This is a genomic window from Paenibacillus xylanivorans (genome assembly GCF_001280595.1).
Taxonomy (GTDB): Bacteria; Bacillota; Bacilli; order Paenibacillales; family Paenibacillaceae; genus Paenibacillus; species Paenibacillus xylanivorans.
Genome location: NZ_LITU01000082.1, coordinates 186,057 through 198,724, shown reverse-complemented (window position 1 = coordinate 198,724; position 12,668 = coordinate 186,057). Strand labels below are relative to the sequence as shown.

The window sequence follows — 12,668 nt, the reverse complement described above, 5'->3', positions numbered from 1 at the left end:
ATCTTATTATTGGGAGATTTAATTCATGGGGATATCATCTTGTATACTATTTAAACATGGAAAGGGCATGCCGACTTATCTTTTATCGAGTGCTGCTCGGAACATATGTACAAAAGAGAAACTTTTCTTTGATAATGATGAAGAAACTTACAATAGCGAAGGTGCATTAAAATATACTCGACTATATATAAGCGACACGCCATTCAAGGAGAATTACTCAAGGACGCTTAGCTTTAGTGTATATGATGAACCTTATGAATTTCAAACCGTTACTTATGACTGGGATGATACGCAAAATGAATATTTTAAAGAAGTAGTATCTGATGATTTTGATGATAATGAGGATTTATTATTTCAATTCCTTTTTGCTTTTCTGAGCGAATTCCCCGATGCAAGAGTATGGATTGAGGAAGATTGGTTTTACAATTTGGAAGATATGAAAAAGATAAAGGCATCCTACAATAATAATTGGTGCTATATAGATCCAAAAAACATTTAAGTGAAACACAATAATTAAGATTCAGGCACTTCTACCAGACCCTAAGTAGAGGTGCTTTTTCTATAAAATCAAAACAACTAGATTTGATAGATAACGAGATTAAAACCTAAGAAAAGGAGAAAAAATATGTTTGGTAATTTTTATTTTGGAGGTTACTTTGAATATAAAAAATTAAAGAACTCATTAACTAAATTATTTCAAAATGTTGAAATAATAGAAGAGAATAATAAGCTAACTGTCCCTTGCGACGGGTTCACACTATCCATTAATGAGGGAGGGCCTGGTACTATGTTTGCAAGTGAAGATTATAATATTGAATTAAAATTTAGTTGTTACATTGATATTATATCTTCTTATAGTAATTGGGCAGACGAGCTAATGGTCTTCATTGGAAAATTAATTAATGGTATGGATGGAGACTGTCTTCTAGAGTTGAATGATAAACCAATATTATTGCGAAAAAACAGTGTAATAACTGTGGATGATAATAAGCTAAATGGATCAGTTGAATTCCCTTTTCGTGGATTAGGATTAAGTTATCAGGTTGGAGATATAATCTAGGTGATGCTCAGAAGTTTGCGTGGGCTACAAAGTCGGGTTTGGGGGAGATAAATAAATGGATTACGAATTATTTCTACGATCTAATTTAGATCTTAATTCTTTAGGGAAACTGTTACAAAGATATACCACTGAATTTGTTAACGGATCGGTTTCTTTTAATAGTAACGATGAAGAGATTGTAATTGGTTCTGATTTTTTCTCATTGACACTTGAGATAGAGGATATTTCTGACATCGCTTTTGTTAAAAAGCATTATAACTTAGATGTTAATGTATGTATTAGGGTTCAATTGTATGGGAGTACGTTTTATAAAGGTATTGAGAAATTATTTAAAGTCATAGGAAAGCTAATAAGACATGTCAATGGAAATCTATTATTCTTGGAAGATGGTTCAGCTCAGTTACTTAGAATGGAAAGTGGTCAGTTGATGGTTAATAATTCTTTAAATCAGTATCAAGTGAAGTACTTAACTTCAAGCCTACTTTGTTTACTTAACTGTTCTTATGTTGAAAGGGGGCTGGAACAATAAGGGAAATTATCTGGAAGTATACTAGTCTAAACATTCCACAAATTAAAGTAAAGGCGAAAAGGTTATGGAATATTCATTGAGGTTGAATGGAAAACAAGATGCGTTATGGTTGGAGAAATTAATTGAAAGTAAGAACTTTGAAGTGAATTATATAACCAGACAACACAATTCATTGTTCATCCATGAGTTTGATCGGAACATACCTTGAATTGCTCCAGACGCATTATGGAGAACTTCTTGAAAATATCGAGTATTCGGTTTTTACAAAACCTCACAACTGAATTACAGATAATGCATAAAGGCTCTACCAGACAACGTAGAGGTCCTTCTTACTTTCAAAATCCTAGGAGAACAAATTGCCATGATATTAAAGAAACGATTTGTAATGATTGGCTGCTGCATTGGATTTGTATTCTTGCTTGTTCTAACCTATAGCTTTTATAAAGAAAAAAGAATGTATGAAGAGTATCTAACGATGAATGTACGACAAGATATGGTTGATATGAAGAGTGCGATTATAAATAATGATATTTTATTTGACCGAATACTTAAGAATGAGAAAATAACAAACGAGATGGTTGAGGATGGAGAACAAGGCAGCCAGCTCTATTACAACTTTACAGATATGACGCAGATTATGGATAAGTATAACTTGATGAATCTAAATTTCAGTGAAGAAGCCAATTGGCTGGTACAACCCGCAGCATTATTTACAAATAGCTTAGGTCAAGATGATGTAATGCCACCTACACTTCACCGCATGCGAATGACGTTCGAGAGACTGGACATACCCAGTTATCCTGTAACAGTGATTTTTATAAATACTTTGAAGGCGATGTTAAGCAGCCACATATAAATCCTGAACATAAAGGAGTTATTCTATATGCCCCAAATGGTATTGATACTGTGAAAGCAAAAAATATAAGTTCAATTGGTGTTCAAATTGTAACATCTCCAGAGGAATTAATTAATACCCTAAAAGGAGACAAAAGATAATGTCACAATCCAATATAGTAATGTACATGGAAGAAGAACTTAGTATTGAGAAATTAAACAGTGTGCTGTCTGAGTTTGGTGCCAAAGATCAAATATCCTCTTGGGGAATAGAAAGATCCAACAGTTGGATATGGGTTAACTATTATATTCTTAAAGATAATGATGAGATAAGGAATATGTGGTTTGATATTTCTAAGGATAAGGTTAAAAATACTAATCTGAAAACTGCATTATTTATTCAACCTAGCAAGGATCGAAATGCTACGTTTTTGGCGTTATCTTTTTGTGAAGAGATTTACTCAATCCTTGATAAAAGCAAAGATGTGTTTATATATCATGGTGATAGTGGATTATTTGTTAATGATGAGATAGAGAATCTGAAATTTAAAAACACTCAACAATTTTATGACTCTAGACTAATTAATGATGAAATAATCGAAGGTATTATCCAATGTTTAAACGAAGAGTTTGTCGGTGGAATAGAGTGTATTGAAGAAGACGGTGGATGGGATGGAGAGGAGTTGCAATACTTAGATTTATTTAGGAACCTTTTTGAGATGAGAGACGATCTAAAAGTTCAATCTTTAAATAAGTCTCTTAAAGAAAAGATAAATCATGTAGATGAGTTGATTTTGAGATTATTGGTTATAGATGATGAAAAATTATTGATAACTGCTGGGGATGAGAATAGAGATTTACCTATTAACAGTTGGTGGTGGCATCTTGATAAAGTGGATTCAGGAATACTCAAAGTACATATCAAGGAGGGATTTGTTAGTTACCAAGGCCAAAATAATGATAAATAATCGATAAGTATGTTCTAAAATCAATAATTAATAGAAATAAATTGAAAATACTTGAACTACAAAGTGATTTTGAAAAGAGTTTTTTGTTCCAGTTGCAACAGAATCTTTTTTAAGGATTGCTGGAAACCCGCTGTTGAAGTATTAGATTTAAAATGGATAGATCTCTTTTCAACTGGTGTTTATGTAGAGGAGGAAGATGTGCCGATGATTATTGAGGAACTACTTCTGGTAAAGGAATGGGCTGTAAAGAATTTAAAAGATGAGCAAATAAATAAAATAGTCGAAAGAATAGACGGACTTCGAGAAAAGTTGCCACTTCCATTTCAAAGACAGGACGTAATTGTTTTTATAGGGTAGAGGATCTAAATTTTAGAAGTTACAAAATCAACTTCGAAGACGAACTATGAGAGCGGGAAAGCTAATCGAGAAGAATTGAAAGAGGGCTGTTTGAGATGAGTTCTGTCATTTTCCTAAAAAAGTTAGAAAAGTATTCACCTGAAAAAGCCATTGAGGATTTTAAGAAAGCAGCGCAAAAAGCGAATATGTTTTGCATTTTGATAAAAGATAAATACCGAGATGATCTTTTTATATCTGCTGAAGGGACACTTTCAGAAGTTGATGAATGTACTTTTAAAAGCATAGATAATAAAGACAACTTAAAGTACTTCACATTTAATGTTAATCAAGTAGAAGCAGACTCAATTGATAGTTTCACTTGGCTTACTCAAGACGAAAAGTACTTCTGGGCTTTAGATATCGAAAATATTAATCATGAGTACAAGTTTATCTTTAGATTCGTTGTAGAGTATTTCAAAGATAACGGCGAGGATTATTTATGGTTTGATGATGTCGAATGGTATTACACGGCTGAGGATATTCTAAAATTAAGTCAGATGCCATATGACTCTAAGTGGTGCAGTGAAAAGATTGTCTAGTTTTATACATTTAAAAATAACGGGGGATTAATAAGGATTAGGCATCGGCAAGGAGTATTAAAATAATGGGAACTTCCGCATTTATATTAACGGATCGAAAAAAATATACAACTGAAAAGTTACTATCAGATTCTATAGTTGCAGCTTTTAATGCAGATGTTATACTCAACTTTCACAATAGTAAAAATTATTCAACAGACGGCCATTTTCTCTCAACTACCATGAACATAAGCCATAAATTAGTGAAAGAAAATAACTACTCGTTTATCTTCTACGTGGATGCAACAGATAATTCGGGATTGGAATTTTACTATAATGATGATGTTGGACTAGAAGCAGACAGAGATTTTTTTCAGGTGGGCTGCATAGAAGAGATATACGGTGTTCAGGAACTTGTTTTTGAGTTTATATACCACTACCTCAAGTTAAATCCTGATGATTATTTTTGGGTAGCAGACTATGACTGGGTTTACAGTTGGGAGGATATGAAAAAATTAAAGGCTCTACAGTACGACCCGGATTGGTGTTATAAGAATCCGCGACCCTAAAGATTATTATTGTGCAATAAATTGTTAAAAAGCCTAATCCAACTTGGTTACTAAGTAGGAATAGGCTTATTTTCATAATCAGTTCTAGAATACTTGCATTATTAATCTGATTCAATGGTGTGTAGTTAGACTATATAGATGATGGTAACATATTGATTATAGCAGGTAACGAAATAAGACAGGCCTTCAATCAGTTGGTGGTGACATCTAGATAAAGTTAATACAGTAATACTTAGAGTACATATTAAGGAGATTGTAAGTTACCAAAGCCAAAATAATGATAAATAATTGATAAGTATGTTGTAAAATCCATTAGAAGATAGAAATAAATCTAATTAAAAGACATAGAGAGCAATTTAAGTTAGATGCTCAGAAATATCCCGTGATAATTCTCTATCATGGGTAACTACACTAAAAGGAGTCAGCTTAGCTAGAATCACTGCACTTTCATAAGAGTTAAAACAAATTTAGTTCAGACTGTCAAGTTGGATAAAGTAGTCTATTCGAGGGGAAAATTGATCATAAAAATGCGAATGAAGGAAAGATTAGCATCGAGTTCATAAGTTCGACGACGCTTTTAGATTAACCTTCAGGGACAGACTTATACATCGTATAACCGCGTTCTTCACTGGAATATACATACTCAGGATTTTCTACAGAACGATATAATTTTGTACCTATAGGCAACACAGAAGCCATACCAGATTGAAACTTTTTATTTTTATTATAGTTCATAGATATTTGTCCGTATGAAGTAGTATTTACAGATTTAAATTCTGTTTCATTAACGGTTTTGACCTTTTTATAGAGAATGGACTCGATTAAAAATATATCACTATTATTATCCTCTTTCATTAAGGTTTGGGCTACTTCTTGGGTAGCGCTAGTTTCTGCTGTACAGCCAACTATACTAAATATTGTGACAGTAGATAATAGAAAAAAGTAAATAACTTTAGTTACCATTTCACACCTCCTTATGTTATTATATCCATTATATACCTTTTTGGTCTATGAAAATATAGTAAATGGAGGTTTTGTAATTGAAAAAAGTAAAAAAATATCTGGTTTTGCCGGTTGTCCTTGTACTCTCAATATCATTTAGCTTAGAAGCATCTGCCTACAAATTTAATGACGATAATAACCGATTTTTCAAATGTTCTACTTGCGAAACAGCATACCCTTCATATTCATGGGGAGATAACATGGGAGGATCAAGCGTAATTAAATCGGCGTGGCAGTCAGCAGTTAGTGATTGGAAAAATAAACAAAGTAAAGTTGAGTTTGTATATTCTAGCAGTTCAGATAGTAAATTACACTCTTATCATAGTGCTGATAAAACTTTATATGGTGAAATGCAATGGACCTCCGATCTTTTAAAATTTGTAACTAAATTCAACGGCTACATCAATAACAATGCAAACAATATTACTACAACAAATGTAGCAAGGAGTACTGCTAATCACGAATTAGCTCATGCAATGGGACTTGATCATGTTAGCGGAACTTCAGTTATGAACTCTAATAGAGATAGAGCTACAATTTACTTGCCACAGACTGACGATGTGAATGGTATTAACGCGCGGTATCCTGTTTTTAAAAATAATGTGTTAGATGAGCTTATACTAAATAAAGAATCTGATTTTAACATAAATAACATATTTGTTTCTTCTGATATTCTTACTTTTAATAGTTTAGAGCAAATGGCCAATAACGCTGATGTAATAGTTATGGGACATTTTAATAACTCAAAAGGAACTATAAACATGTTAAGAGATCCAAATAATCCAAAAGAAGAAAGTACACTAGGATATCAAAAGGGACTTATCTATGATTTTGAAATAGATGAAATTATCTCAGGCAATGTTAGTGAAACAATAATTGACATTGGATTGAGATCCGATAGCGAATATCTCTTTACAGATAAAGAAGGAAATGAAAAAAGAATAAGTATAGATAATCCTCTCTTTAAGAGTCCAAACACAAGTGCAAGTTATATATTATTTTTAAGTAAAGATACAGATTTGGATATGTATTTCACGCCGTTTGAACCGTTCAAACTCATAGTAGACTCTCAAAATAAAGTGAATGTAGAGACAAATCTAAATGAATTTCAGTCATCTATCGAAAAATCTTATGAATTTGAGGATACCAAGGAAATTGTAAACGTTACATCAGAAGCCAATTATAATTGGATTGATAACATCTCTGGAACAGATTTGTCAGATGTGAAGAATATAATAAAAGGACAAAGAATGAAGTAAAACGATTCTTTCAAAGAAGGTTTAATCTTCAGGTGTATATGGAAAAAAACATATGTACATAAAAGGTCGCCTCACTGGCGACCTTTTATAATGTTATCAGAATTACAGTGTCATCTTCGAGCGGCTTAGCTGGTGTGAACAAACAGGAAAAAAAGACTATATCGTTTTACCGGGGTACTTGGTTTAACTTCTAATAGAAACGGATCTTCAAAACTAAACTATTATACGTATATTATCAAACCACAAGTAGAGGTGCTTTTCTATGAAATCAAAACAACTAATGAAATCTTCCACAGGTTGGTCGATAATATAGAAGAAGTAATTTTTAGCGCACCCTATACATAGAGAATTATCCACAACCATCCTACACCCACACGAGGTACATTCATGAAACAAGGCATATATGAACAGCTTATCAACACCATCACCAGGCAGGAGATTTCGGCGCTGGACCCGGATGTGTATAACATTGGGACTGAGAAGTTGGATGCAGAGGAGGCACGCAAGCTGCTGTCCACGTATTTGGCGGCGGTAACCCGGCGGGCGCTCAAGATTGTGCGGGAACAGACGGAAGATAAGACGGCAGTGTTGGCGCAGATCCAAACGTGTAATGAGATTATTGCCACCCTGAAAGACACACTGGGGGAAGAAGAGTACAACGAATTGCAACTGGATGAGCAGGGGGAAGTGTTGACCCATGTGTATTCCAAACTGAACAGCATTCGTGCGATCCGGGATACCAAAATCGTTCGTCCAGATACGTCCATCTCCCAAAGCTCTTTATTCACAGGTGCGAAGTCCGAACCAAGTATGTTACTGGAATTGCAAAAGGAGATCGTGACTGCCGATCGGATCGACTGGTTGGTGTCATTTATCAAGTTCAGCGGGCTTCGCCTGCTGCTGGAACAACTTCAACAATTCACGGCGAGCGGTGGCAAGCTGCGTATTATCACGACCACGTATATGGAAGCAACCGATCTTAAAGCCATCACTGAACTTAGCAAATTACCTAACACCGAAATCCAGATTTCGTATGATACCAAAGTGAGCCGGTTGCACGCCAAAACATACATTTTTCACCGCGATACCGGATTCACTTCAGCCTATGTCGGCTCTTCCAACCTATCCAACCCGGCGCTGACCAGTGGTATGGAGTGGAACCTCAAGGTGACAGAGAAAGATTCACTCGATGTGCTGCGCAAGATTGAAGCGACCTTCGAGAGTTACTGGAATGACCGTGAATTTACCCGGTATATGGCTGAGGATGAAGGCCATGAGGCACAGTTGAAAGCGGCTCTGAATCGCAAAAAAGATCAGTCCAACCACTTTCACCTCGACATCCAGCCTTACGATTACCAAAAAGAAGTGCTGGAACAGCTGAACGCCGAGCGTACGCTGTATGGACGAATCCGTAACCTGATCGTCGCCGCCACAGGCGTTGGCAAAACGGTCATTTCAGCCTTCGACTACAAGCGATTCCGTGCAAGCCATGCGGGAGCCAAGCTGCTTTTTGTCGCCCATCGGGAAGAAATCTTGAAGCAAAGCCAGGATACGTTCCGGTATATCTTGAAGGATATGAACTTTGGTGAGCTACATGTCGCGAATTACCGAGCAGAGGCGCTGGACCATCTGTTTATTAGTATTCAGAGTCTTAACTCCATGAAGCTGACGGAGATCACCAGCCCAGACTATTACGATTACATCATTGTGGATGAATTCCACCATGCCGCAGCGCCTTCGTACCAGAAGCTGTTATCCCACTATGAACCTAAGATTTTGCTAGGACTCACTGCCACGCCTGAACGGATGGATGGCAAAGACATTACCGCCTACTTCGATCATACGATTGCCGCCGAGATCCGTCTAACGGATGCGATTGACAGGAAGCTACTGAGTCCTTTTCAGTATTTTGGCGTCACCGATACTGTCGATCTATCTCAGGTGAAGTGGTCGCGTAAAGGCTATGACCTGAACGAACTGGAAAAGCTCTACACTCATAACAAAATCCGTGCCAACCAGATCATCCAAAGTCTGAACAAATACGTAACCGATCTGGACGATGTGAAGGGCCTTGGTTTCTGCGTAGGGGTGGATCATGCGCTGTATATGGCAAAAATATTTAACGAAGCCGGCATTCCATCCATGGCCCTGCATGGTGGGTCCAGCGAACAGGAACGTCATTCTGCGAAAGGACAGCTGGTGAACGGGGAACTGCGCATGATCTTTGTCGTGGATCTGTACAATGAGGGGGTGGATATCCCTGAGGTGAACACCATTCTGTTCCTGCGACCTACCGAGAGTCTGACCGTATTCCTGCAACAGTTGGGACGTGGACTACGGATGGCGGATGGCAAAGAGTGCCTGACCGTGCTCGACTTCATCGGGCAAGCGCATCAGGAGTACAGGTTCCAAGATAAATTCCGCGCCCTGATCGGCGCCACGAAACATTCCATCTCGTACTACGTTGAGAACGGCTTTTCGAATCTTCCTCGCGGCACGTTCATCCAGTTGGAGAAACAGGCGAAAGACTACATCATGCGTAACCTCAAGCAAATGAGTCGCAACCGCAGAGCGTTGATCGAGAAGCTGCAAATGTTCCAGCAAGATACCTGACTGCCGCTGACCTTGGCTCATTTTGGTGGAACATCACGGGATGACAATGTATCAATTGTATGGTGGACGAACGGGTAAAAGGTATCTCTGCGGTATGTTAGCCGGAGCAGGATTAACAGCGCATGCTCATTATGTTCTATTAAACATTCCACCGGGCCGCACCTGAGAAACTAGGGTTGAGCAGCATCAAAGAGGGTGTGCAGCGTGTGCTGTCTTGCGAAGCATTCCGAGCAGAGCTTGTGGATATTTTCAAGTATAATCTAGCTCATCTGCGATTTGTGGATAAAAGCAATTCGTTCCCGTACATTTGTCCACTGGATATCCACTGTCTGTACTCCATTGACCAAGTGCTCGCAGCCTTCGGCTACTGGAACGCTGAGCAATCACCCGCCTTCCGTGAAGGCGTGAAGTATTTTGCAGATGAACAGACCGATATCTTCTTCATTACGCTGAACAAGTCGGACAAAGATTTCTCTCCTTCTACTCTGTATGAGGATTATGCGATCAACGAGCGTCTATTCCACTGGCAGACTCAGAGCAGGGTGTCGGAGCATACGGCGACCGCGCAGCGGTATATCCATCACCGGGAGACAGGCAACCGGATTGCGCTCTTCGTGCGGGAATATAAGGAGGAGCATAGTTACACGTCTCCATTTGTTTTCTTGGGCGAAGCCGATTATGTGAGTCATGAGGGGAACAAACCGATGAGCTTTGTGTGGCGACTGCGAGAAGAAATGCCCGCGAAGATGGTGGCGGTGGCGAATAAATGTATTGTTTGAGGGGTTAATTACCAAAAGACACAACAGAGTCTCCTCAAATTCAGAGAGATTCTGTTGTGTCTTTCAAACGAGAGTTTAGATAAACTCAGTTTTTTTATTTTTTAAATTGAGGCCCTTCATATCCATTGTTATCTGCTCCAGAGGGCCCAGCATGTATCCCTTCTTCAATTGTCGCCGGAACTTTGTCTTTACTAGCAGCTGATTCTTGGCTTTCTGGTTTAGTTTTTGTCCAAACTTCATCGCCAAGAGCTGGGGATTGCCACCAATAAAAATCACGATACACTAAATCTGTTGTCAAGTATAACAACGTTGAATGATTACTTTTATCATTAATGGTCAGTTCATATTGAGAAACTCCAATACCATCAGAATCATTAAGCGCTGTGATCCATTGCTCAATTTTAGGAACGAGACTGTTCACCTCTGGGATTTCCGTTGTAAGCACGATCGAGGCCAGCTTTCCACCCAGTTGGTTATCCATAATTTCTGTCGATTCCACACTTACACCGTTTGCCTTCAGTTCACTATATATAGCGTTCTGGACTGATTCAGAATCGAGCTTACCTACAATTTTAAATGAGAAGTCTGGTATTTGGGTAATGTCATTAGAAACACCATTGTATATATTTTGACCATTTTTGCCCGTGATCGTGAGATCAATATTTTTGATTTGAGAGGTTCCATTAACACCACTTCTTACTTCATTCCGGATTTTTCGGATGGCTTTAATATCCTCTATGGTTGCTTCTCCAGAAGTAGAAGTTGATTTTGTTTCCAATTTTAAATTCCTCTCTTGGGAGGTGATTTTTGAAATAGCCACTCCTTCTTTAACAAGCTGATCTTGGATTAGTTGGGTAGGACTTTCAGCAGAAATAGAGTTCATGTAAAACGCTCCGCTCAGGACGATAACTGCTGCTGCGACAAGAAACCACTTTTTATTTCTCATTATAATTATCCTCCATATAAATAGTTAAATTTAAGGCCCATAGACTCGGAAATTTGCATTACTGGTCTTACTGACTGAATAAGGGCTTTTAGCGGTTGGAGCTGTGTCATTTACAGTCCAAACTCCACTTGAATTTTTATAAGATACACTTGTAAATCTAAACGGCCCCATCTGCGTATTTGTTGCATGACTTTCTGCGTTTGCCTGAACATTGTTATACGTACCTAGATTCCAACTCCCCTTATCATAACCAGCAATATATCCGTGCCATTTACTATCTGCTCCTTCATACTGCACGGTGTATTGGATTGAGGTGTCCAAAAGATGAGTTCCTACTTCTTCCATACCATGAACACCATTATAGGTGTGCTCAATGTAAGTTCTAAAGCCTGAGTATCCCGAATAATAGCGGATACCCGTTTGAATCCAATCCCTAGTTGAAGTAACATTTGATACCCATGCTGATTCACCGCTATCGCCTAGACTAGGAAGAGATGTTGGTGTTGTAATATACGCATACATACCTAAATAAGTACTTCCTGGCTTGGTAACACCCGCATACCAGCTATCTGCATTAGCAGAACTGGAACCAACAATTAGAATAAAAGCAAAAAAGAAAGAGAATAGAACTGTCATTTTTTTGGCCATATTCCGGTTGCATCCCTTCATTATTTAATTGTAAGGTTTTTTAGATAATGTGATATTTTGTTCGTACCCCCTTCCATTTGTGATTTTATTTGGATAAACCTTACAATTAAATAGACTCAATAAGTGCGGGAAAAGTTGCGCTTAATAATTTTTTTATATGATTTATTTTCCATATAAAAATGTTATCATTGTGGATGAATTCTAACAGGAGGCAGCAGCTTTGTTTATAGAGGCTGTTGTTACTCTACGAACCGAAAATCCTGCTTGAATTAACCACACCCCGGAATGAATGGATGCCAAAGACAATACTGCCTTCTTTGATCATATGATTGCCGCCGAGATTCATCTGACCTTATTCCTGTAACAGTTAGGTCGTGGACTTCGTATAGCGAGGGCAAAGAGTACCTAATCGGCTCGATTTCATCGGACAAGCCAGCAGGAATACAGATTTCAGGATAAATTCCGCGCCCTGATCGGTACGACTAAACATTCCATCTCGCATTACGTCGAGAACGGCTTCTCGAACCTGCCACGCGGCACGTTCATT

At 37.8% G+C, this 12,668-nt stretch carries 12 protein-coding genes and 2 pseudogenes; 11 read left to right on the top strand and 3 right to left on the bottom strand.

Annotated elements, in window-relative coordinates; translation table 11 throughout:
* Positions 1 to 25 precede the first annotated feature (25 nt).
* The 8 genes from AMS66_RS29085 (at position 26) to AMS66_RS29055 (ending at position 4,874) form a co-directional block, all read left to right on the top strand.
* The gene (locus AMS66_RS29085) at positions 26 to 499 is read left to right on the top strand and encodes a hypothetical protein (RefSeq protein WP_053784092.1); all 474 of its coding nucleotides are present in this window, start codon (positions 26 to 28) and stop codon (positions 497 to 499) included.
* Between the two features lie 126 nt (positions 500 to 625).
* Complete coding sequence (locus tag AMS66_RS29080; protein WP_053784091.1) at positions 626 to 1,060, top strand: hypothetical protein; 435 nt, start codon at positions 626 to 628, stop codon at positions 1,058 to 1,060.
* Positions 1,061 to 1,115: 55 nt separating this feature from the next.
* Positions 1,116 to 1,589 carry a hypothetical protein gene (locus AMS66_RS29075; RefSeq protein ID WP_053784090.1) on the top strand — a complete coding sequence of 158 codons (474 nt, stop codon included), beginning with the start codon at positions 1,116 to 1,118 and terminating at the stop codon, positions 1,587 to 1,589.
* A 361-nt stretch (positions 1,590 to 1,950) separates the two neighbouring features.
* Entirely contained in the window at positions 1,951 to 2,445 is a 495-nt protein-coding gene (locus AMS66_RS29070; protein ID WP_053784089.1) for a hypothetical protein, read from the top strand.
* 139 nt (positions 2,446 to 2,584) lie between these two features.
* The gene (locus AMS66_RS29065) at positions 2,585 to 3,391 is read left to right on the top strand and encodes a hypothetical protein (protein WP_053784088.1); all 807 of its coding nucleotides are present in this window, start codon (positions 2,585 to 2,587) and stop codon (positions 3,389 to 3,391) included.
* Positions 3,392 to 3,595: 204 nt separating this feature from the next.
* Positions 3,596 to 3,748, top strand: coding sequence for a hypothetical protein (locus AMS66_RS32870; RefSeq protein ID WP_160319745.1), 153 nt, complete (start codon positions 3,596 to 3,598; stop codon positions 3,746 to 3,748).
* Between the two features lie 95 nt (positions 3,749 to 3,843).
* The gene (locus AMS66_RS29060) at positions 3,844 to 4,326 is read left to right on the top strand and encodes a hypothetical protein (protein WP_053784087.1); all 483 of its coding nucleotides are present in this window, start codon (positions 3,844 to 3,846) and stop codon (positions 4,324 to 4,326) included.
* Positions 4,327 to 4,391: 65 nt separating this feature from the next.
* On the top strand, positions 4,392 to 4,874 hold the full coding sequence (locus AMS66_RS29055) for a hypothetical protein (protein WP_053784086.1): 483 nt from the start codon (positions 4,392 to 4,394) through the stop codon (positions 4,872 to 4,874).
* Positions 4,875 to 5,456: 582 nt separating this feature from the next.
* On the opposite strand, the gene AMS66_RS29050 is transcribed toward AMS66_RS29055, so the two are convergent.
* Positions 5,457 to 5,837 (bottom strand): hypothetical protein, encoded by a 381-nt coding sequence (locus AMS66_RS29050; protein ID WP_053784085.1) that lies wholly within the window; start codon positions 5,835 to 5,837, stop codon positions 5,457 to 5,459.
* Positions 5,838 to 5,914: 77 nt separating this feature from the next.
* Between AMS66_RS29050 and AMS66_RS29045 the strand changes: the two genes are divergently transcribed.
* Positions 5,915 to 7,135, top strand: coding sequence for a zinc metalloprotease (locus AMS66_RS29045; protein WP_053784084.1), 1,221 nt, complete (start codon positions 5,915 to 5,917; stop codon positions 7,133 to 7,135).
* A gap of 387 nt (positions 7,136 to 7,522) precedes the next feature.
* A pseudogene (locus AMS66_RS29040) lies at positions 7,523 to 10,527 on the top strand (DUF3427 domain-containing protein).
* 94 nt (positions 10,528 to 10,621) lie between these two features.
* Here AMS66_RS29040 and AMS66_RS29035 read toward each other — a convergent pair.
* A complete protein-coding gene (locus tag AMS66_RS29035) occupies positions 10,622 to 11,473 on the bottom strand; it encodes a hypothetical protein (protein ID WP_053784083.1) in 852 nt (283 codons plus the stop codon).
* A 30-nt stretch (positions 11,474 to 11,503) separates the two neighbouring features.
* On the bottom strand, positions 11,504 to 12,121 hold the full coding sequence (locus AMS66_RS29030; protein WP_053784082.1) for a hypothetical protein: 618 nt from the start codon (positions 12,119 to 12,121) through the stop codon (positions 11,504 to 11,506).
* A gap of 364 nt (positions 12,122 to 12,485) precedes the next feature.
* Here AMS66_RS29030 and AMS66_RS34470 point away from each other — a divergent pair.
* Positions 12,486 to 12,668: pseudogene (locus AMS66_RS34470) on the top strand (hypothetical protein); the annotation flags it as partial.